The organism is Paenibacillus sp. Mc5Re-14 (assembly GCF_001049835.1).
Taxonomy (GTDB): domain Bacteria; phylum Bacillota; class Bacilli; order Paenibacillales; family Paenibacillaceae; genus Paenibacillus; species Paenibacillus polymyxa_C.
In genome coordinates this window covers 3,119,685-3,142,437 of the sequence record NZ_CVPD01000001.1, presented here as the reverse complement: position 1 = coordinate 3,142,437, position 22,753 = coordinate 3,119,685, and the positions used below count along the sequence as shown (strand labels likewise).

General features: G+C 41.2%; 15 protein-coding genes. 2 read left to right on the top strand and 13 right to left on the bottom strand.

The genetic code is table 11. From position 1 onward, the window contains the following. Positions 1 to 30: 30 nt before the first annotated feature. Genes BN1546_RS14225 through BN1546_RS14195 form a run of 7 tightly spaced genes read right to left on the bottom strand, consistent with a single transcriptional unit; the run spans position 31 to position 8,302 of the window. On the bottom strand, positions 31 to 933 hold the full coding sequence (locus BN1546_RS14225; protein WP_090738052.1) for an NAD-dependent epimerase/dehydratase family protein: 903 nt from the start codon (positions 931 to 933) through the stop codon (positions 31 to 33). Further along, positions 934 to 2,166, bottom strand: a complete 1,233-nt coding sequence (locus BN1546_RS14220) for a glycosyltransferase family 4 protein (protein WP_090738050.1) — start codon at positions 2,164 to 2,166, stop codon at positions 934 to 936. It abuts the gene before it with no gap. Positions 2,167 to 2,181: 15 nt separating this feature from the next. Beyond that, entirely contained in the window at positions 2,182 to 3,171 is a 990-nt protein-coding gene (locus tag BN1546_RS14215; protein WP_090738048.1) for a glycosyltransferase family 2 protein, read from the bottom strand. 36 nt (positions 3,172 to 3,207) lie between these two features. After that, positions 3,208 to 4,668, bottom strand: a complete 1,461-nt coding sequence (locus BN1546_RS14210) for a hypothetical protein (protein ID WP_090738046.1) — start codon at positions 4,666 to 4,668, stop codon at positions 3,208 to 3,210. 18 nt (positions 4,669 to 4,686) lie between these two features. After that, positions 4,687 to 5,601 (bottom strand): class I SAM-dependent methyltransferase, encoded by a 915-nt coding sequence (locus BN1546_RS14205; RefSeq protein WP_255305364.1) that lies wholly within the window; start codon positions 5,599 to 5,601, stop codon positions 4,687 to 4,689. Between the two features lie 9 nt (positions 5,602 to 5,610). Further along, the gene (locus BN1546_RS14200; protein WP_090738044.1) at positions 5,611 to 6,882 is read right to left on the bottom strand and encodes an ABC transporter ATP-binding protein; all 1,272 of its coding nucleotides are present in this window, start codon (positions 6,880 to 6,882) and stop codon (positions 5,611 to 5,613) included. 16 nt (positions 6,883 to 6,898) lie between these two features. Then, positions 6,899 to 8,302 carry an ABC transporter permease gene (locus BN1546_RS14195; protein WP_255305363.1) on the bottom strand — a complete coding sequence of 468 codons (1,404 nt, stop codon included), beginning with the start codon at positions 8,300 to 8,302 and terminating at the stop codon, positions 6,899 to 6,901. Between the two features lie 520 nt (positions 8,303 to 8,822). Here BN1546_RS14195 and BN1546_RS14190 point away from each other — a divergent pair. Next, a complete protein-coding gene (locus tag BN1546_RS14190) occupies positions 8,823 to 11,279 on the top strand; it encodes an O-antigen ligase family protein (protein ID WP_090738042.1) in 2,457 nt (818 codons plus the stop codon). Between the two features lie 88 nt (positions 11,280 to 11,367). Here BN1546_RS14190 and galU read toward each other — a convergent pair whose 3' ends face one another. The 5 genes from galU to BN1546_RS14165 form a co-directional block, all read right to left on the bottom strand. Further along, a complete protein-coding gene (gene galU / locus BN1546_RS14185; protein WP_090738040.1) occupies positions 11,368 to 12,249 on the bottom strand; it encodes a UTP--glucose-1-phosphate uridylyltransferase GalU in 882 nt (293 codons plus the stop codon). A gap of 193 nt (positions 12,250 to 12,442) precedes the next feature. Further along, on the bottom strand, positions 12,443 to 14,953 hold the full coding sequence (locus BN1546_RS14180) for a U32 family peptidase (RefSeq protein ID WP_058712204.1): 2,511 nt from the start codon (positions 14,951 to 14,953) through the stop codon (positions 12,443 to 12,445). 433 nt (positions 14,954 to 15,386) lie between these two features. Further along, complete coding sequence (locus BN1546_RS14175; RefSeq protein WP_165079902.1) at positions 15,387 to 15,827, bottom strand: GNAT family N-acetyltransferase; 441 nt, start codon at positions 15,825 to 15,827, stop codon at positions 15,387 to 15,389. A gap of 192 nt (positions 15,828 to 16,019) precedes the next feature. After that, positions 16,020 to 17,933, bottom strand: a complete 1,914-nt coding sequence (locus tag BN1546_RS14170) for a stalk domain-containing protein (RefSeq protein ID WP_090738034.1) — start codon at positions 17,931 to 17,933, stop codon at positions 16,020 to 16,022. A 49-nt stretch (positions 17,934 to 17,982) separates the two neighbouring features. After that, on the bottom strand, positions 17,983 to 19,215 hold the full coding sequence (locus tag BN1546_RS14165; RefSeq protein WP_090738032.1) for a S1C family serine protease: 1,233 nt from the start codon (positions 19,213 to 19,215) through the stop codon (positions 17,983 to 17,985). Between the two features lie 359 nt (positions 19,216 to 19,574). Here BN1546_RS14165 and BN1546_RS14160 point away from each other — a divergent pair, with 359 nt between their 5' ends. Further along, positions 19,575 to 21,200, top strand: coding sequence for a nitrite/sulfite reductase (locus BN1546_RS14160; RefSeq protein ID WP_090738030.1), 1,626 nt, complete (start codon positions 19,575 to 19,577; stop codon positions 21,198 to 21,200). A gap of 117 nt (positions 21,201 to 21,317) precedes the next feature. On the opposite strand, the gene BN1546_RS14155 is transcribed toward BN1546_RS14160, so the two are convergent. Further along, positions 21,318 to 22,529 (bottom strand): hypothetical protein, encoded by a 1,212-nt coding sequence (locus tag BN1546_RS14155; RefSeq protein WP_090738028.1) that lies wholly within the window; start codon positions 22,527 to 22,529, stop codon positions 21,318 to 21,320. Positions 22,530 to 22,753: the final 224 nt, after the last annotated feature.

Below are 22,753 nucleotides of genomic sequence, written 5' to 3'. Positions count from 1 at the left end.
AAAACAATTTACTTATTTTATGTTTCTTTCTTAATTACCTTTAATAATAGAGGCTATTCCATCTTCAAGAGTAGTTGATGGATAATATCCCGTTAAACTATTTAATTTATCTGTATTAACCACATTTTTCATAATTGTAGTTTGCCCTGTATTTTTATATGCAATGTTTATTTTCTGATTTGTTCTCTGCTCGACTATTGAAATAACCTGACTTATAGATGTGCCTACTCCACTGCCAACATTTAATATCTCTTGGTCAGCCAGCTTAATCGCACGGAAAGTTGCTTCCAGAAAATCATCTATAAATATAAAATCACGAACAGCCTGAATATTACCCCAGAATATAAATTCTTCCTTATTTAGCGCTTTATTAATTAGGACTGGGATGATTCCTTGTTTCTTATTGGGATTTTGGAATCCCCCATAAGGATTAGTAACCCTCAAAATAAGATAAGGCAAATTATTAGTTTCATTGTGCTTAATTTTAATTAAATTTTCAAAAAAGACTTTTTGTAACCCATATATATTGATTGGATTCATGGAATCATCCTCTTTGGCTCGGGCCAAGGTATTGCCATATACTGTTCCTGCAGAGGATAAAAACACAAATTTTTTCACTTTAACATAGCTACAGAATTCAATAAGCTTTACAAAAGAAGTATAATAGGACTCTATGTCTGGTAACACATCTGAAAACATATTTGTTGCGTTTATTGAACCGGCTGCGTACAAAACAATGTCATCTTGCTTAATATATTTCTGGAGTTCTTCCATATCGTTTATGTTAGCTCTAACAAATCTTATTCCTTCTGAAAGCAAATGCGAGTACTCTGAGTCTCTGCCTATAATTGTCACAGACCAAGCTTTTTCATGAAAATAATTGGCCAAATGTGAACCTAGATATCCACAACCAATAATCACAACATCTTCCATTTAACCCTCCAATATTTTAAAGAGATACGTTTGAATTTTTCCCGCTTCTATTTCCCAGGATGAGTTCTCCAGCAGATCACTTGCATTATCCATTAAAATCTGAACATCTACTTTTTTATTAACAACTTGATCGAGAGCCTCCACAATTTCATTCACATCATCTTCCACATAAATGAACATATTCTTATCGGGATCGATCCAGTCATTATTTCTACCCTGATTAATTACAACCGGGCATCCAGACGCCATCAATTCCAAAGGTAATAAAGACAGATTTGTAAAAGATAGAATTAACGATACATCGCACTGAGCATACAAATGTGATAATTCTTCAATTCTGACTACACCAGCATTAAAATGCTTAAAAGGAATCTCATACTCAGAAACATCCCAACCAGCCATAACAATCTCAACGTCTGGATTTTTCTTACAGAATTCGTTCAAAGCTAAAATCCCCAGCTCGAAGCCTCTCCGCTCTGTAGGTGGCCGAGAGTAAAAGAACACTCTTCGTATGTCCTTATCCCGTTTTTCCTGTGGCTTATAAAGATCTTTTTCATATGAAAAACTAAAACTTTCACATACCATGCCGTAATCTGACGCCAGCTTTTCTTTAAGCCAGTCACCTGCCGTTATTCCATAGAAGCCAAATTTATAGGTTTGTTCTGCAAATGAATATGCACTTCCTGGAGCATAAAAATAAGGTTCAAAATCCTGCACAAAATATACTTTTTTCACACAATTATCAAAAGATCTAACATAATAGGCTGTTTGCCAAGAAGTCGCAACAGCAGCATCATATTCGATGTTTACATCAACTTTATCATCAAGTATATAAACATTTGACTTTAACGGAAAGAAGTAATTCCCAATAACCCCTTTAACACTGGCTGAATCCCCCCATTGAGATCCACCACAAATATATATATCTGATTTAACACCTAATTTTTCTAATAAATATACAATTCTAAAAATATTCAGATGACCGCCTGATCCAATCCCAAAGTCAGGAATAAACCATGCCAGGCTCAACTCATTTCCAAGCCTATTAATTAATTTAGCTGCTTTATTTTCCAGTAACAAATAATGATAGAACTTAAAAACATTTTTTTTATTTACAGCAATCTCATTTTTTTTCTTTATTTTTGAGATCACGGTTCTGCTGCCTTTTATAACTCCTTGCGACTGAATAATCTTTGCTGCTTTTTTAGCATTATAAAGAAACACATTATACATGATCAGCCCTCATTATTACTTATTTATTAATTTGTATTCTCTTGAAAACAACCGATTAAGTGACGTATACTTGTTTCCCAAAACTCCTAAATAGGCGCCTGAGTACCTTACTGTATTTTTAACTAAAGAGTAAGCTGCCCAGTATAGTTTTCTTTTTCGACTTATATTGGTGTTGTGTCGCAAAAACCTTACGTCACTTATAAAGTGCTTAGCTATATATGCCGGCAATAAAAAAACACTCTTAACAGAAGCGTAATTATAGATATGGTACAGACCCTTATACTCATCATAATAGCGTTTAAACTGCTGCTTAAACGTGTAATTATGAGAATGGTAAACTACTGATTGGGGAGAATAAGCCTTCTTGTACCCTCTTTCAATTATTTGCCTTGCCCACAGCTGATCCTCGGCAAAATCAACTTCTGGATAAGGAATTGTATTCCAAATCTCTTTGCGCATTGCAGAGGAATTATCGGAATAATAACATAATAAATGTCTGTATCCTTCTTCCCTGTTGTATCTCTCTTGATCATCCAAATAATATATGGTTGTCTCTGTACCAAAATTGTTGAAATGTGTTATGATGTTATGCTTTTCAAAAATATCACAATCATCATAAGGCAAGTGTCTACCAAATACACCCACTATGCTCTCATCTAAATCAAAGCACGAAACCAAGTTTTTCAACCAAAACTGATCATAGGGCAAAGCATCTTGAGTAATAAACACAAGGTATTTACCACTGGCCAAAGAGGCTCCTAGATTCCTTGTTTTCCCATGTCCAAACTCTTTGGGCATTATTTGCTTTAGAAGAATGTTTTCATTTTGGTTTTGCAGACCTTGTATAAATTCAACTGTTCCATCAGAAGACCCCGAATCTACTATAACAATTTCAAAAGGAGCTCCCAAGTCCTGATTCAGAACTTCCACCAATACTTTTTTGAATATATCTCCTCCGTTTTTTGTGGGAATAATTACAGAGGCTAATTGGTTTAATTTATTCATATGTCATAGTTCCTTTTTTCAACAGATTTTAGGCCACTATCTTCTAAATATTTTTTTAATCCTATTCTTAAACTTCATAGATTCGATTCTTTCGTTTAACTCATGAATTTCGCAAATCTTAATATCAAGTTTTTCTATATAAATATCATTTTCCTGCTGTGTAAACTGCAAGCTATCCTGAAGCGTTTCAATTTGCATGTTTTTGTTTTCAATCAACTGAGATAACGATATTTGTTCCTCTAGCAGAACTTTCTTCTCACTATTTAATTTAGTGTTCATATCAATTATTTCCTTATATCTCTTCATAAAAGGCAAATAATAATGACTCTCAGTGATTTCAACATCTACGATTGTATAATCAATGATTAGATTAAATTGAAAATCTCTAGATACTTCTTTTATGTTGTCAAGATATATATAAATTTGAGGATCCTTTGACAAAAAGAGCATTCTGTTCTCATCCACTAAAAATGCATTCATATGTGAATAGGAGAGCGAATATTTGCGTTCATCAATAACACAATACACATTATTGATTTCCACCAGACAAGAACTATTTAATGGATCAAAACGAAATCCGTAAGTTTCGGAAAAATTCAAGCCATCAAATACTTGTGAAATTTGTTGCGGGCTATTTCCTGGAAGAAGGATTGGCTTTTTCAAACTGTTGTTTTCAAAGATCATTCCATCACTATTTACTATATATAACTGACTGTAGTAGTCCTCTCCTGACTTATGCAAGGCAGTCTCAAGGTCAAGATTCACACTTTTTTTAGAAAATCTATTTAACGAATATGATTTGTCAGTAATAGTTTTAATAAAATGTTCATCCATGTTTTGAAACGTTTTAACTTCTAAATCCGTGAACTCCAAATGGTCTAATATTTCCTCAAATAAGATAAACTCTTGTAAAATCATAGAATTTGCCGTATAGAAATACAACAGACTCCTAAATTGAATATATCTGATAGGTACAGGAAATGAATATACCCATTCATAATCTACCATGTACCAATTAAAATCTTTGTCACTTTCAATAATATTATCAAAATTGATGTCAATATTACTGTGTAGAAAACTTTCCATTTTATAGTCATTCGGCATTTCTTTCAATTGATCCCCAAATACCTCTGAAAATTCTGCCGAGTAACTAAATGGAATTTTATCACTTATACGGTAAATCCGCTCTATAACAGATGCAATTTCGGTAAGAAATAAATTCTTATTATAAGAATTCGACAGGTTCAGCAGACGTTCATTTAATGTTTGCCCGGTAATGTACTCGAACTCAATATACTGGTCATGCAGAGAATTACGGCATAGGCTAATGTTATTATAAGTCTTAAGAAGCAAATTATAGTTTTCAGCCATCTTCTTAATATGCGACATTCCTTCAGCATATACAGGATGCTTTTCAACTTTGTTATTTCTTATAATTGTTCTAATTTGGTATTGTTTTTTACGATGATACGAGTGTTTAACATATTCAATGCTCATATTCAAACCCATCCCATATTAAGAAAGTTTGGAGAATATTAAAAATGAATTCGAAAAAACATCAAAATATCTACTATTGATAATATTGTTTATAGACTTCACCGCATTAAAATAACTTACTCTTGGGCTATCATAATTGGTGACAATATCATTGACTTGTCCTATTCTCGGTAGGTAATTATCTGAAAAAATTTGTGAACAGAATTTATAATCAGGAACCGGATAGTAAAATTTTGTATTCACAAATCCGCTACGATTAAGAAGGGTCACTAATTCCTGCTTAGAATATGTCTCTATTCCCTTGCTACGGTCATAGCCCTCAATACTCAAAAAAAGTTTCCCAAGATGGTCCTCAACAGCACCAGCCCAGTATTTAAAACCTAATTTATTCTCAATAGCAATAATAAGTTGTCCACCCGGTTTCAAAAGGTTTTTAATATTTTCCAGAAAATCAATTGTTGTATATTTACCTTTACTGATTAATCCAGAATATTCAAAAACCCCTATCAAGGTTATATAATCATATTTTTTTTCCAAATGAATATCATTAAAATCGCCAACTATTATCTCCAGATTTTTTGCATTTTTATTCCGATAGGCATTTATTAATGCTCTTTTGTGTGAGTATTCTATTGAAGTAACGTTCATCTCTTTTTTCACAAACAATTCTGTCACTGCACCACAGCCGGCTCCGATTTCAAGGATATCTGCTTTTTTTTCAAATTCATACCAGTTAAGCAAATTATGACGTTTTTCCGATAAATGGTAAAGTAAAGCCCATTCATTGCTTTCTTCCAATATACTATTATAATCTTGCCCGTTCTTGAAGATATCCAGCAATCTGTCTTCTACTTCTCCATCACTGTATAAATTATCATCAGGAGCAAATTCCATATTAAGATAAACTTCTTCCACATGATAACTTTTCGTCATATTTTCACCTTACATCTTTTTATTTTTTCTTAACGTAATCACTGAGTCAATATTAAAGAAACCAACGCTATCCTTTTCAGTAATAACATTTAGGTGCAATATATCATACAACCTATGATATATCTGAAATTCTCCGTTATTATAGCCAGTACATCCGAGGGAGATAAGGTAATCACCATTTTGGAGAGGCACTTTCTGTTTAAAAGAAATCTCGTATATATCCCCCTTAACCGCAGTTCCAGTATTCACTTTTTCGTATATGGTATTGGTTCCCGTAATTTCGTTACCCTTAACATCTTTTATCGTGAAAGCAAATATGGGATCAATAACTTTGGAATTAAAAGCCACTCTCATATTAATTAAAAAAGAGTCTTTTCCCATCACAGTGCTGATCGAGGATTGTTCAAGATTAAAAACACCATAATCAAAAATTGTTGCATCTTTGTTGCCATATTCAATAAAGTTGGGGTTTTTATTTGTGAGCTGATCAGACCATTTAACTTGATTGTCCTTGCCATCATCTGTTAAGGGCATCAAATGCTCATCTTCAATATTGTTCATTAGCTTTTTGTAGATATCAACCATTTCTCTGGATGGCCCTTCAGAAATTAGTTTACCTTGATGCAATACAATCGATCTTTTACAGTACTTAATAATGCTCCCCATATCATGACTGACAAACAATATTGTCTTTCCTTTATTGGAGAACTCCTCGAATTTTTTGTAACATTTACTTTGAAAAAAAATATCACCTACTGATAGCGCCTCGTCTACAATAAGAATGTCTGGTTCCACATTTATTGCTACAGAAAAAGCTAATCTGGCAAACATCCCACTACTATATGTTTTTACGGGTTGATTGATAAACTCCCCTATATCGGCAAAATCGATGATATCTTGTACCTTAGAATCAATAGCTTCCTTGGAAAAACCCATCATCGTACTATTAAGATAAATATTCTCCATTCCTGTATACTCAGGGTTAAACCCTGTCCCCAATTCCAATAAAGCAGCAATTTTGCCGTTCACACTAATAGTTCCGTGCGTAGGGGTAAGTACTCCGGTAATTAACTTAAGCAGAGTAGACTTCCCCGAGCCATTTTTTCCAATAATCCCAATAGACTCTCCTTGTTCAATAGCAAATGAAATATTTTGAAGAGCATGGTGATCAACGTGCAACTTTTTTTTTTGTATACTTAATGTTTCTTTCAACCGATCAACAGGTTTATTATATAATCTATACACCTTAGAAATATCATTAACTTCAATTACTGAGCCCATAGTTCCTCCCTCTCACCTACAATACATCAGAAAAGTGAGGTTTAAGTTTTTTAAATACAAGTATCCCGCCAAATAAAATAAAAATGTTTAATAACCAAAAATATAGAGTATAGTAAGGTTTATCAAAAAACCATTGATGATATATAAAAGTATCTCTAAAACCATCCACTATATAGATCAACGGATTAAGTTTAAAAAAAACAATAAACGACGGTGAGATAATATTCATATTCCAAACAATCGGTGTAAGCCAAAAACCAAATTGTAAAAAAATGCCGATTACCTGACTCAGATCTTTAAAGAAGATCATAATAGAAGAGGTAACTAAGGTAATACTAAAAGAAAGGACCAATAAGCAAAAATAGTAATAAAATATCTGAAGATTCGAAAAGTGGAAACCGTTGCCATATGCAAAATAGAATATGAAAGCAATAACAACAAAAAGCAGATTGATTGGTGTAAGAGACAATAACTTTACAATTGGCAAGATGTTGATTTTAAATACCATTTTCTTAACTAGGTAACTATACTCCATAAAGCAACCGGTCACTGCTCCTAATGCCTCAGAAAAATAGAACCACGGAATGATTCCGGGAATAAACCACAAAATAAATGGCACGTCTTCAATATTGGATGTTTTAAAACCAACCTGGAATACAAACCAATATACCAAAACGGTAAGTAAAGGTGATACAATCGCCCAGGTTACTCCAAAAAAAGATCCTTTATATCTTGCATTAAAATCATTTTTCGATAACTTAAGTATTAAGCCTCGGGACGTAATAATGTCTTTTGTAAATCCCTTCAGGTATCCGTAGCCAACTGAATTGATGATCCGAAGCAGCAATAAAGCATAGGCAGTGATTGCTACACTCGGAAGAGCAACTTGAAATGCATTATTAATACTGTTGTGCTTAAGTTCATTAATTAAACCCCTTATATCTCCTAAAAGAAAAAAAGGATCTTCCCCTGTAGTAGTGACTTTCAAAGCATCTCCAGATAAAGCAGTTGAGGATATTCCAGACGATTTGACCTCTTTCTTCAATAGCATGCCGAGATCAAGTTCAGCAGAAGCCAATCCGCTTTTCACAGTAATCTCGTCAATATTGATTATTCGTGCTTGTTCACCAAGGTCTAGTCTTAGTATTTTGGCATTCGAAGGCAGTTCAAAGGTAAGTGAATGTTTTTTGTTCGATTCAACAATTTTGGAAATCGTTTGTCCCTCATTATAAGGATATTCTTTTTTTTCCTTATAATAGAGCTTAATTTCCGTGGCCACATTAGACTTAACCGTTAAATTCACAACCAACTTGACATTAAAGTCTGTTTGGTTTTTATGATCATAATAATTATAAAAAAACATAACGCTGCAGATAAGGAATAATATTCCGGTAAGATAATAAATTTTTGTTTTTTTCATCTTCATGTCCTTTACAAGCTATTAGTAATATCTAATAGATATTTATCCTATCTCTAATCCCCCCTTGCTAAGGGGGCAACATTTTTTTATGACATCCTATAACACAATTGTCATAAGATCAAAGTACTGGAGTATCATAATTAAACCTTGGCTTAAGCAGTTTTTCTCGATAGAAATGACATTCTTATTTTCATTAAACTCCACAATAGGCAGCACTTGTTTAGATCTGACTTCATTAAGGATACAACCTCGTGCCTGATCCACCTACTAATACAATTCCCTTCAATTAAACCAAGCCTCTTTCTATAGATTTTAGCGGTACTACTCCCTATGACCATGCAAAAATTCAAACTATCTAGCTTACAAGAAACACCCATAAATTAGTTTACTGCCTCACTTATAATTAGAAGTAAACAAATATTAATCTTTGAAATTATATAATGCATCAGGTGACCTAGCCTCTTCCTTGTTCGGTGTGCTAAAATATTGACGTATCTACAAGAAAAGGAGATTATAAACCTTGTCGAATCCAGTATACGGGAAAAAAGCCCCTACGTCGACCCGTGACGATAAAAGGCCGGCTATATTTTGGGTGTTAATTGTTGGCATGATTTTGTTCTTAGCTTGGGCCCCCTTCCAGGCTGCACTTTTTAATGGTCAAATGCTCGACTTTGAGAAGCCTCTGTATTGGGCTTTGATCATCAGCACGATTCTATTAATTTTAGGAATCGTAACCTATTATAAAAAATTCAAGCTAGAAGAGCAAAGGGATTGGCTAGTTGTACTAGTATTACTGCTTCCTCTGACCTATGTGCTTTCACTGACGTCAGCAGCTTCGCATTACCTGGCCATGAATATGGTGGTGGTACAATGCGTATATGCTGCCCTGTTTATCATCTCAATCTATCTACTTCAGGATCGTTTAGGCAATAAGATTATTCACAACCTGATTATGACTATTGCCTATATCATCGTAGGCTTTGGCTTCATTAACTGGTTCGGACAGTGGGTGCTTGCCGGCAAGATGGTGGGCTGGTTTAGCCAATATGTGTATCAATATCGCTATATTAATGCGGTTATGACAGATACAAATGGTCTCCGGCTGACATCAGTGTTTCAATATGCGAATACATATGCCGCCTTTCTAATGGCTTTCCTGTTCGCTGCCGTTTTCTGTCTGATGAAATCAAAACTATGGTATGGCAAGGCTATTCATGCCTTCATGTTGGTGCCTATTCTGGTCTCGCTGTTTCTAACTTTGTCACGGGGCGGTCTGGTTATGCTGCCTGTCGTGTTCGTGCTGCTCTTGCTTTTCCTTAACCCTGCACGCCAAATTATATGGATTTTACATTGCGCCATTGCTGGTGTAGCATCAATATCTATCTTGGCGCCGATTACAAATATGGGATTACAACTCAATAAGACCTACAACGGTGGAGAGGCGGCTAAAGGATGGGGATTACTTATTGGAGTCTCTCTGGCTGTAGCTGTTGTACTGTGGCTTGTTGAACGCTATCTGGCACCAAAGCTGGAAAATGCCCTCAAAGGGTGGAACTCACGAAAGTTATCCAACCTGTGGTTGCCTGTCGGGTCAGTTGTGGTGATTGGCTTGTTAGCTTTTCTGTTAATGGGAACTGGCTTGCGCAGCGTACTGCCGGAGAACGTTCAAGTTCGGTTAGAAAACATCAATTTCCGCCAGCATAGTGTGCTGGAACGACTTGTATTCTATGAGGATGCTGCCAAATCAATTAAAGATCACCCTATTATCGGAAGCGGTGGTGGCGGGTGGGCTACCTTGTACGAAAGGTACCAGGATTATCCTTATAGCAGCCGCCAGGCCCATAACTTTTTCATGCAGTACCTGGTTGAAGTAGGCATCTTCGGTTTTGTAATTTTAATATCATTCATCATATATATTTTCTACAAATATATTCGCAGCTATATTAGACAAAATGATGAAGAACGGGATTCTCACTTCCTATATCTCATTTTGGCACTCTCGATCTTACTTCATAGCTTGCTGGACTTTAATCTGAGTTACGTGTTTATGGGCGTACTGGTATTTGTGAGTCTAGGCGGCATGGCCGCTGCTATGGACAGCAAGCCGCTTAAACGTCTGTCTATGAGTGTTTCAGGATTCCGGATCCTGTATAGTGCAGTCATTGGCATTCTAAGCATCGTTGTGCTTTTTGCAGGACTCCGCTTTGTGCAATCGGCCAATGCTGCCACAAATGCCAAACAGATTATGGCGGTAAGCACATCATTTGAAGAAATTCAAAGTGCTATTAATAAAGATTTGGAGCTTCGCCCTACACATCCGGATTCGGTAATAAGACTGGCTGCACTGTACAAGAATGTATATGATCAAACGAAAAAAGAGGAATTTTATAACGCGGCAATAGAGGTACTTAATACGGGCCTGAAGGCAGAACCGTATAATAAAATCATGTTAAACTCCAAAGTTAACCTTTTACGAGCAAAAGGTGAGAATGAGCAAGCCTTCAGTATTTTGGAAGATAACATTTCCAACTTTAACTGGGACAATGACTGGTACAATATGTTGATTACCCAAGCTTACACTGTTGGCATTAAGGCACGTGAGCAAAAAGACACCACCAAAGAACAGAAGTTTTTCCAAGCAGGTCTTGTTACTTATCAGCAGGTTTTGGATAGGGTAGCCCATATTAAGACGCTTCCACCTGAAATTGAGTTGCCACGTACTTTTGAAGTAACTCCAAGTATTGCACTCAGTACTGGCAAAATTGAGTTCATGTCAGGTAAGCCTGCTGAGGCTGCAAGCATCCTCAAAAACGCCTTGAAGGACGACTTAAGCGATGCTACGAATCGTGAGGTTGCTCGCTATTACGTTGCTGCCCTACAGCAGCAGGGACAAGATGACAAAGCTTTGTACGATAAGCTGATTAAGGCTGATCCGAAGGAAAAAGAGCAAATTGCTCAGTTGAAATCGGAGAAATAGTTAATAAAAAGAGACTATCAGATGACGTTATATCATCCGGTAGTCTCTTTCTTATATTAAGGAAGCATAGTTGGGTTTAGCGAGATGTTTATTTTTGTTGGTCAATCTCTTCAATAACCCGTCTCATATAAGCCAGTACTTCACCCTTAATCTCATTATGCTGTAGAGCATAATGAATGGTCGTTTCAATGAATCCTAGCTTCTCGCCAACATCATGGCGATTGCCATCAAATTCGTAGGCCAGAATAGGGTTCTCTTCTCCCAGTTTAGACAATGCATCCGTCAACTGGATCTCCCCACCTACCCCGGCGGATTGCTGACCCAGAATATCGAAAATATCGGGTGTCAAGATATAACGTCCCATGATCGCCAAATTGGATTTAGCTTCTTCCTTCTTTGGCTTTTCTACCAATCGTTCCGCCTCAGAGATTTTGGAAGTAAGTGCGTGGCCTTCAACAATCCCGTAACGATGTACCTCGTTCCAATCGACTTGTTTTACACCTACAACGGAACGCTGATACTCATCAAACACATCAATCATCTGTTTGAGACATGGATTCTCAGATTCAACAATATCATCTCCTAAAAGTACGGCAAAAGGTTCATCACCAATAAACTTGCGTGCACACCAGATGGCATGTCCCAAGCCTTTAGGTTCCTTTTGACGAATATAGTGGATATCTGCCATCTCTGATGGTTTGCGCACTTCATTAAGCAGGTTCCATTTTTCCTTCGAGGTCAAATTATGCTCCAGCTCGAAGGAGTAGTCAAAATGATCCTCTATTGCCCTCTTGCCTTTACCAGTAACGATAATGATATCCTCTATACCAGATGCAACAGCTTCTTCAATGATATATTGAATTGTTGGTTTATCTACAATAGGAAGCATCTCTTTGGGCATCGCTTTCGTAGCAGGAAGAAAACGGGTCCCTAATCCCGCAGCAGGGATAATTGCTTTACGGATTTTCATAGGTTAAAACTCCTTTGTCTTCAATATAACGGTTAGGTATACTGTCTATGATTATAACAGGTAGATGGATAAATTTAATAGGTTAAAGAAGAAGACATCTTCCCTTAAAGAGAACATGTCTTCAATCTCTACTTACTATATGATTATATTATGCGCTAAAATCTATTTGGCTCCTGAACAAATATACAGTTGTTTACTTCACCAGTTGCCCACGTGTAACCCCTAGCTGATTCGTCGCTTTCAGCGTCTTCCATACTTGTGTTCCGCTGATTTCACCGCGCAAGGCACGGTTATAGAGATCAATAACCTCATGAACTTGCTCCGGCGTCTCCTCCAAAAATTCCACGCGGTAACGGGATACGCCTAATTCTAGGAAGTTAGACAGGTATTCCGCGCCTGATTGCTCAATCGCGTTATACACTGTATTACGGCATCCTTCGTCCACGCGAACCGGATGAGACATCCCAATACGATCACGTAGGGATGCGCGATGATCCTCACACGGACGACCACAGTTAGTGTAGTCTGTGCCTTCACTCATAAAGGTACAATATACGCAGTGTTCAGTATGGAACATCGGCAAATGCTGCTGGATGACGATCTCCAGCTTGTCGGTACGTGTACGTCCCAGCATATCGACCATCTGTTGGATGTTCAGGTCATATGACGGTGTTACCAGGTCACAGCCGGAATCCAGGAACAGATCAGCCGCTTTATGGTTGGCAATATTTAGCGAGAAGTCGCCAATCAATTGCGGATGATGTGCATCCGGGTTCTCCAAGCGATGACGCATGTAAAAATACAAGGCTCCCGGATTGCGTACCAGCACAGCATCCGGTTTCAGGCGCAGGATATTGTTGTGATATCCATTTTCGCCCGGCATGTGAATACGCGGAGTCACCAACGCAATTCGGCGCCCAGCGCCGTGCACAGCCTCTACAGCTGCCGGGAATTGCTTGATGAACTCGAAGTCGGCGTAGATGAACTCCACGCCGGCCTCAAGCGCAGCCTCTACCTGAGGGAGGCTGCGGCACAGCGCGGTCAGCTCTGCCTGACCGCGTGCCACAGACGATGCCGGAGCCGAGGCATCGCCATACACCTCTACCGCCCGTTTCGTGTATACGGGTGGTTTGGGGCGTTCGCCCGCGAGCAGTTCCACCGCCTGACGGCGGATGCTGTTCAGCTCGCGCATGGGCACGATGACGTCTCCATGCAGATGGACGTCCAGCTCTTCCAGCTGGAACACTGTTCCGCCCAGTCGGCCGAATTGCTCTTCGAGCAGTTCGTGCGTCATCGGACGCTTCTGGGCGATTTCAAGCTCCAGCTCGGAGTCCACGCGGACCGTTGTGCCCTTCTGCACATCGGTCCACCACGTTGAAAGCGGCTGTCCTGGGGAGCCGCTGACCCGCACATGTACCGGGAAAACTCGGTACGGCTTTTCGGTTTCATACGACTGGCGCAGACGCTTATCCAGTGCCGGGTCGTTGGTCTTCCAAATACGGTCGCCTACGTGCACACGGCGCAGATCCACATCATTGCGTCCTGCTACGATGTCAACGATCCAGCCTTCTCCGGCTTCGCCTTCAATCTTCACACCCTTGCGGCGGATATCGTATACGCGTCCGCCTTCTTCTTTTTGCGTAGGATCTCCTGCATCAAATACAATACCATCGCCACGCTTGAGCGGGGCATCGATGCGGCATACTACCCCATCACGAAGAATTTGTTCCACTCGGCCCAGGTACACGCCCCGGCTTTTCGGGAACGTACCGTCCACCAGCTTTTTGTTATTCGTTCCTTCCAGAAAACCGTGCGTAAAGCCGCGTGAAAAGCTCTGCTGCAGCTCGCGGATATCTTCTTTGCTCGTCTTGGACGTATCGCCATCAAAATACTTGTCAATGGCCTTGCGATATTTGCTAACCACATTCGCTACATACTCAGGCGTTTTCAGTCGCCCTTCAATTTTAAAGGAAACCACCCCGGCATCAATGAGTTCTGGCATCAAATCAATGGCCGCCAAATCCTTGGGGGATAGCAGGTATGTCACATCGGCCATCGGCTTTTGCTCTCCATCCACCATCAAATCGTAAGGCAAACGGCATGCCTGTGCACACTCACCACGGTTTGCAGAGCGTCCGCCCCACATTTCTGAAGTCAGGCATTGGCCTGAATAAGATACGCATAACGCTCCATGCACGAATACTTCCATCGGAAGTCTCGCTTGATCGCCAATTTTTTGAATCTGTTTTAGATTATTTTCACGACCCAGCACAACCCGTTCCATGTTGTACGGCTTTGTAAATTCTACAGCCTCCGGCGAGGTGATCGTCATTTGGGTAGAACCATGGATCGGGAAATCCGGTGAAATGTCGCGGATCATTTTCACCAAACCCATATCCTGAACAATTAGGGCATCGACTCCGGCATCAATACAGGCATCAACCAGCTCTTTAGCGTCCTCCAGCTCGTTTTCAAATACCAGTATATTGAATGTCAAAAAGCCCTTAACCCCGTAGCTATGCAAAAAAGCCATAATCTCGGGCAGTTCATCCATGCGAAAATTATTCGCCCGTGCTCGTGCGTTGAATTTTTCCACCCCAAAAAAGATCGCATCGGCTCCGTTCGCTACCGCTGCACGCATACAATCCCAGTCACCTGCTGGTGCCAGAAGCTCGACATCTTCTCTTCGTACTGCTGATTTCATTATTGCCCTCCCTATATGCTGAAAACGAATGACCCCTCATTGAATCTCGTTGTTTTCAGGGCAGCTATGCTGCTTACTTGGTCATCTCAAGAACGTTCCATCCACTCATTCCAAAGCTGGTTATGTTCAGTCAGGGGAATGGAAACTTACTAAGAATCATATTATTAAGTCCTATCTGTCTCTATCATCTTGTCCGATCATTCACACACCGAATCATCGGTCCTCCGCATGAATCGCACCCAACTCAAAAAATCCGCATCACAAACATCTGCGGCAGAAATCATTCTTATCTTGTAACTAATCTAGTGTACCAGACTGCGCCCCAAGCTTCTACACTTTCCAAGCGATTCCTTTAAAAATATAATACTAAAAGCACAAAAACACCTCCAATCCCGGTCAGCGGTGCTTTGGAGGTGCGTCATCATATCATTAACTAAGCAAACCTATACTTCGCAAGCATTTCTCCCCAGGGTGATATTCCTTCCTCCCTGAAACCAGATTTTCTGTATAGCTTTCTAGCTAGTTCATTGTCTGGTTTATATCCAATCATGATAACATCAGTCCTATCACTGGCTTTCCTGATTTCGTCGATAACCAGCAACATTGCATGGTAACCATGACCTCGACCTTGAAATCTTTCGTCAATCATAAATCGGTAAACCCAGTAGTTTCCGTCATCCGGGTCTAAACCAAACATCGTAAAGCCAATCAATACGTCATCATTATAAATTGCTTTAGATAAAAATCCATCTAAAAACTGACATTCGGCAATTGAGTAAAGATTAGATACCATAAATCTTTGTTGTTCAGGACTCGGTTCAAGCTCAACACATTCTTCCCAATTACTTTTATCGACTGCCTTTAATGTAATTATTTTTAGATTCCTCCTATATAGAACAACATCTTCGATCTTCCCTGCTTACTTCACTCTTTAAAAGATTAGTGGTATTTGGCGGTCGTCAGCGAAGCGGGCCATTTGAATCCGAAGAAGCGCCAGCGATCGTAGGAACAAATGGTACGCGTAGCCTCTACCGACTACAACTCACTAATCTTTTCCCCACACCCTCTACTTCACAAAATGAAACGAATTCAGCGTCGAATCTAGTGCATTAGACTGTGCCGCTGTGTTGTTCGCATCGTTCAATGTCGTTGTCACGGTATAGGTTTTACCGTTATGCTCCAAAACGATTTGGCGACCTGTATAACCGATACCTTCCTCTACACGGTGGAATGTAAAGGACACTGCTGGAACTCCAGCAAACGTTACGTCCTTCACTTCCTCTACTTTGAGGTTTTTATAGTTCTTGGCTTGCTTATCATAGAAGTCCTTAAGCTGAGACACCGTTAATTCAAAGGATTGGTCGTTGTCGATTTTGATGGAAAAACGTCCTCCGGTAAATTGATACTCTATATCTCCCAATTCAAATTGATCGCTAACCGCGGTCCAATAGCGTGGGATATTCACTGTATATTCATATGCTTTAGACGTCTTTTTAATCGTTTTCGTTTTGTCGGCCAGGTAGTCATCCTCTTCCAATTGTCCGAAGTTATTTGCTACCGTTTGAAAATCAATTTGAAGCGAGGAGATGATCGCGTTGAACTGGTCATTTCCCTTGCTTACTTTTTCAGGCACTGCATATTCAGCCAGGTAGCGGTATCCATTTTGCTGAATCAGCACATTGTACTCTTTGACCCATTCATCTCCAAAATTATAGCGGTACTCCTGCACTAATCCCTGAACGCCTGCAACTTCCAGCGGATATGTCTTTTGTGCCTCATAAGCAGTGGACACAAATGAATCGCTCAGCCATTTTTGCAGCTGCTGACCCCAGTTCTCCAATTTTCCATCCGCAGGAGCTGAGGTGACTTTCATGTTGAAGCTTGATCCGTCATTGCTTTCATATTGCATTCGCTGGTCGTCCATTTTCCAGCCTGCGGGTATTTTGAGTGACACACCATAGTCTGGGTTCCCGGCCTCGCGTGTGCCTCCGACAACAGTGGACAAGTCTTTAATACTTTTATCCTGTGCGTTAAAAGAGGTTTTAAAGGAGTTCAGCAGTCCGGCATACTGGGCCAGATCTTTATAGTTCGTTGCTTTAGCATCGGAAAAATATATTACATACAGTCGTCCATTGTCATAGTACTGACGATTTTCCCATAGTACGCCGTCCCCATCCTTCGTAATAACACGCGCATAAGGCACTTTCGCTTTCGGGAAGGATTTTCGGTCCACCACAGTTTCTCCCGTTTCCTTGGCTGCCTGCACCAATTGTTGCAGCAGATCGTCTGCATTCAATGGAACCGGTTGTATTGTTGTGTGTACTTCCATATAGTATGCACTGTTCTCGTCCATAAATGTGGAAATGCTCTCATCTCCACCTCCCTGACCGATGACGAGTCCTGTTGGATAGTTCATGGACCAATCGTAGTAACTGTTCCCGATCTGCGTCTTGCCCTCATCATTATCAATGTTCGGTGTTTCTTCAGCTACCGTACCCACCTCTTCTTGGGCTTGCATCCGAATGATGATTCCTGCGCCATTCTTCTCCATCTTACCGCCAAGCCCTTCTGCTACTTGACGCAAAGGCACCATGAGGATCCCTGATGACATTTCTGGCGGAGCCGGAAGTGTTACCTTGTGGCCCCTCACCCAGGCTGTACGACTACCAATTGTCAGCGATACGACGTGAGTGCCGCTGGTGATCTTGACCACATTATCTTCAGCTAGGCGAATTTTGCTGTTAAATGCCTTTTTAAACACACCAGCCGGAACCATCAGTGCACCACTTTTGGAATAGGGCTTCGTAATATTCGCATTTTGACCGTTCACGATGGCTGTATTGCTGCCACTTTGCAGCCGCAATTCCAATATGTTTTTATCTTGATCTGCTGCAACTGCTGGTAAAGCGGTAAGCAGAAGGGACAATGCGACAGCGCCGACCCCCAGCTTACGCATCATTTTTCTTTGCATATGGTTCACAGTAAATCTCCCTTTAGCTTTATTTTATAGATTCATGAGCCGTTATCGTTCATTTTCCCGTAGCTGAATCTGATGCTTCTTTCGAAGGCGCTATGCCGTCATCTACAGTAGCTCCTGATTCATTCGAATCCTCAAGATCTTCTCCAGACTGAATGGAATCATAAATTTCACCATTATCCTGTGTCAGTACCAGCTTGCGCTTTACAATATCACCGTCCGATTGCATAAGTACACTTATCGTTTGCCCTGGTTGATAGTTTTTAAGCAGCTCATTGACATCAATGGCAGAGGCTACACGCTTGCCGTTAATACTATACAGCTCATCGCCTTCCTTGATTTTGGCCTGTACGGCATTGGCTGAAGTGATTTTCGTGACTTTCAAAGGATCCTCGGTAGGCAATCCGACGATAGCTGACCAGCTCTCTTCGAGCCCTAAGCCAAGACTAGCACGCCGAACCTCGCCATATTTGAAAAATTGATTGATGACATATTTCACTGTATCTGCCGGAATCGAAAAACCCATATTTTCAATTCCGACCGCTGAGAATTTCATTGTATTAATCCCGATGACCTCGCCCTTGAGGTTGACCAGCGGACCACCGCTGTTACCAGGGTTGATCGCGGTATCACTTTGGATCAGACGATAAGCAGCGTTGACACCACGGTTCAGCCCGCTAACAACACCTGAGGTTGCCGAGTTACGAAGTGAGAAAGAGATCGGCGTACCGATAGCCACTACCTGCTCGCCTACCTGTAAACTGTTCGTAGAAGCTGCAAAGGTAGCAGGCTTAAGGCCGCTTGCTTTAATTTTAATCAACGCCAAATCACTGATCGGATCGCTGTAGCTGTCGATGATTCCGTAAGATTTTCCGTCCGAAGTTACAACTACGGCATCACCTAATCCTTCGATAACATGCGCATTCGTAACAATCCATCCATCTGCCCGAATGATGACACCCGTGCCGTGAGCCAGGTTGTATCGGTCTCCCCCTGCTACGGTCTCTCCTGTCGCTGAACGGCCAATGATACCGACTACAGAAGGAGAAACATTTTTAACGACCTGTGGCACACGATCGGCCGATAACGTATATGTACCATTTGCGCTGTTATACGCGCCGTTGGTTCCTAATGCTTTATTCATATCACTTACGTTAACATAGACCCCACCATTAATGACCTTGGCCTTTAACGCAGTTCCACTGCTGGCTGCACCTGCCGTTCCAGAAACACATAGAGCGCTGCCCAAAGCCAACACAGCCACCCTTTTCCCCATCTTACGCATATACTCACCATTTCCTCTCTAACATGACCCTGTTCTATCAGTTAGTCCAAATCTACCATAGAGGGGACACGCATACAATCGCTTTAAGCCCTATCTTTTTCTAAAAAAGCGCCGTTTGCTGCATCCCTATCCTCTCATGCTATTTATATTATAAATTTTCCAAATCCTTATATCAAAAAAATAAGCAAAAACAATAAAAAATCGTTATACCTTTTAGACCATTCCTTCGTTTACGGGCATAACCAACTATGATACCATCACATTATATCTTAGTTATATTGTCGGAAATAAAAATAAAATCGTGAGTTCTATATCTAACATCTCAAGTATAAATAAGACACCTGAAGGAGGTTAAAAGGATGGCCTATGAACCAATCTGGAATGCTCATCCCGATAAGCTTAACAAGTTTGAGTTAGTCAAGCTGGAAAAGGACGGTCTCGACGTTATACGCACCATCATTGAAAGCTATGCGCACAAAGGCTATGACTCGATCACTGCGGACGATATGGACCGATTCAAATGGGCTGGGGTTTACCAGCAAAAACCCAAGGATGGCCATTTCATGATGCGCGTCCGCATCAACACAGGGATCATGACTTCAGCCCAGGCACGTGCCTTAGCGGACATCTCCGCGTTGTATGGGCGTGGTCTCGTAGATGTCACCACCCGTCAGGCGATTCAATTTCACTGGCTGACCGTTGAAAGCTTGCCGGATATTTTCGAACGATTGGAAAAGGTCGGTTTGTATTCCTTTGAAGCCTGTGGGGACTGCCCGCGTACCATTGTCGGCAATCCGCTGGCTGGCATTGATCCTAATGAACTGGTGGATACTCAGGAGATTGTAGATGAAGTAAACCGCTTTTTCTTATTAAATCGTGACTTTTCCAATCTTCCGCGCAAATACAAAATGTCCATCTCCAGTAATACCTACAACAATGCACAGGCTGAAATTAACGACCTGTCCTTCACACCGGCCACCAAGATCCTTGACGGAAAAGAAGTGGTTGGTTTCCATGTGATGGTTGGCGGTGGATTATCTGCCAAGCCGCATTTGGCACATCCGCTGGACTTGTTTGTCCGTCCTGAGGAAGTGCTGAAGGTTGCTATTGCTGTCACAACCATCTTCCGTGATTACGGCTATCGGGAAAAACGGCACCATGCCCGTCTGAAATTCCTCATTGCCGATTGGGGCCCGGACAAGTTTTTGACCAAGCTTACCGAGTACACTGGCGAAATGCCAGGACGAGGTGAAGATAAAACCATTGGGTGGCAAGCCGCCTATTTTGACGGTATACATCCCCAAGCCCAAGAAGGTCTGAACTATGTCGGTCTGAACGTACCTGTCGGTCGCCTCAGTGCTGACGAGTTGCACGAACTGGCCGACCTGGCTGATCTCTACGGCGATGGGCAGATTCGTACCACGATGTCGCAAAATATATTGCTGAGCGGTGTGCCGGATGACCAAGTAGATGAGCTACTGAAAGCTCCTGTGCTGCAACGCCTGACACCACAGCCCAAGCATTTTATGAGCCGTACGGTATCGTGCACAGGAAATGAATTTTGCAATCTGGCGATTGTGGAAACGAAAAAGCGAGCGGTTGACGTTGCCGAGTATTTGGATCAGCACGTACAATTGGATGAAAAGGTGCGCATCCATTTTATCGGCTGCCCGAATTCCTGCGGTCAAAAGCATATTGCGGATATTGGACTGCAAGGCTCGCTCCTTAAGACACCTGAAGGCATGGTTGACGCGTTCGACATCGCTGTTGGCGGGGCGCTTGGAGCTGGTGCCCAGTTCAACAAGACACTCAAAGGCCGCGTACGTGGGGACCAGGTTGGTCCTGTATTGGCAGAGCTTATTCTGTTCTACAAAGAAAATAGGATTGCTGGCGAAAGCTTTTATGCGTATGTACAGCGTGTAGGCATTCCGTCTTTCCAGGAAAAGCTGTCCGCCATTTTACAGTCCAGCCACGTTGCATCCTAGACATTAAGTCCATTAACAGCCTGCTTGTATTTTATATACAAGCAGGCTGTTTCTTATGCCATAAACCAGCGCCATACCTACTTCCTACTTCTTTGATTGCATAAAAAAGACACCGGATTACTCCGGTATCAATATTTTCGCAAAATCGAGTACTATTGGCTTATGAGCGCCTGTTGTAGATGTCACCACCGCGTAGCCTGAAGGTATCTTATATATCAATCCCGTATCATATCGGATGCCGAAGGAGTTATCTTCCTTATAATGAGTCTTCGTTTCCCATACCTTCGTACCGTTTCCTTTTAAGCCTGTGATAGTGATGCCATGCATCTTCGTGGTTTTACCCAGTGGGTCATATTGATCACTGAACTGGACGTACAACTGCTCCTCGGGCAGATATACCCGGTCAGCCGCATAGTCCTCTGTGTTACTAAACAATTGCAGACCATTACTTAACACCTGGGTGCGTTTGCTGTTTCCTTTAAGCCCTGTTACAGCAATATGACCGCTAGACAACTCATGTACCGCGGCAATTTCTTTACCTGATCCTAAGTCCAGATGGACATCACGGATATTGCGACCATACACATCGGCTTGTACCCCCACGGGACCATCTGAGCTGTTCAATAGCGCATAATATCCATTGTGATTGCCGACCAGCCAACCCGAGGTCACTCCGTTTGTCGTTCGATTCCATTGTATATCGCCAGTTTCAGTGTATTTGAGTACAGTGAAGGACTGCTCCGCAGGGTTCAGCGAGGACACTAGAAAACTACCATCCTCCAGTGGCTCCAATCCTACCTGAGAATTCTCCCCATAGGATATCAAACCGTCAGTGGATAACGTTTTGGACCACAGGGGGTTTCCATCCGCATCCAATCGTGAAGCCTGCACATCTCGCATTCCGTTCGGTTGGGTATAATCAAGCAGAAACAGCAAGCCACCATCCGACGTCTCCCGCTGGACTCCCTTGCTGCTTGTTCCCGGTTGTACGCTCAGATCTTGCTGGTGTTTCCATACTGTCTCCAGAGAACTATCCAGCTTGCCATACGTGACGTGTACTACACTTGCTTCTGTATCGTCTTCGACGTTCAGCATTAAGAACCCGCCCTTTGCTGCGGGCTGAATGTAATTGTGAGCGCTCTCGGAATCCTTAATACTGCCAATCGCTGCACTAGTTTCGATCTCGGCTTGTTTGGGCGCATACGCCTCGGACACCTCGGATGCATAGGCCGGTACAGCACTATAACCCAACAACCATGCCGCTAAAGCGACTCCTGCTGCCCATGAGTATACACGTGTACGTAGAACTCTACTTTGCTTAATCTTCAAACGTTCCAGCTCCCTTCATGACTTCCTCAGAGATGTGATATAAACCTTAGATGCAATTTAACTATAAACGGTCGCTTCAACTAGTAATGGTTGTCACGTGGGCACGGAACCTCGTATGATGCTAGATAATCATAAGTTATATATTAACCTCTTCAAGCCCGAGCCTAAACATCCAAAACTCTAAAATGTAGAGATTACTCAGAGACTTTCTATCGAAGAATATA

What these genes read in the sequence shown, in the direction of transcription:
- BN1546_RS14225 (WP_090738052.1), bottom strand. Translation starts at nt 933, where the DNA reads ATGGAAGATGTTGTGATTATTGGTTGTGGATATCTAGGTTCACATTTG.
- BN1546_RS14220 (WP_090738050.1), bottom strand. Translation starts at nt 2,166, where the DNA reads ATGTATAATGTGTTTCTTTATAATGCTAAAAAAGCAGCAAAGATTATT.
- BN1546_RS14215 (WP_090738048.1), bottom strand. Translation starts at nt 3,171, where the DNA reads ATGAATAAATTAAACCAATTAGCCTCTGTAATTATTCCCACAAAAAAC.
- BN1546_RS14210 (WP_090738046.1), bottom strand. Translation starts at nt 4,668, where the DNA reads ATGAGCATTGAATATGTTAAACACTCGTATCATCGTAAAAAACAATAC.
- BN1546_RS14205 (WP_255305364.1), bottom strand. Translation starts at nt 5,601, where the DNA reads ATGACGAAAAGTTATCATGTGGAAGAAGTTTATCTTAATATGGAATTT.
- BN1546_RS14200 (WP_090738044.1), bottom strand. Translation starts at nt 6,882, where the DNA reads ATGGGCTCAGTAATTGAAGTTAATGATATTTCTAAGGTGTATAGATTA.
- BN1546_RS14195 (WP_255305363.1), bottom strand. Translation starts at nt 8,302, where the DNA reads ATGAAAAAAACAAAAATTTATTATCTTACCGGAATATTATTCCTTATC.
- galU (WP_090738040.1), bottom strand. Translation starts at nt 12,249, where the DNA reads ATGAAAATCCGTAAAGCAATTATCCCTGCTGCGGGATTAGGGACCCGT.
- BN1546_RS14180 (WP_058712204.1), bottom strand. Translation starts at nt 14,953, where the DNA reads ATGAAATCAGCAGTACGAAGAGAAGATGTCGAGCTTCTGGCACCAGCA.
- BN1546_RS14165 (WP_090738032.1), bottom strand. Translation starts at nt 19,215, where the DNA reads ATGCGTAAGATGGGGAAAAGGGTGGCTGTGTTGGCTTTGGGCAGCGCT.
- BN1546_RS14160 (WP_090738030.1), top strand. Translation starts at nt 19,575, where the DNA reads ATGGCCTATGAACCAATCTGGAATGCTCATCCCGATAAGCTTAACAAG.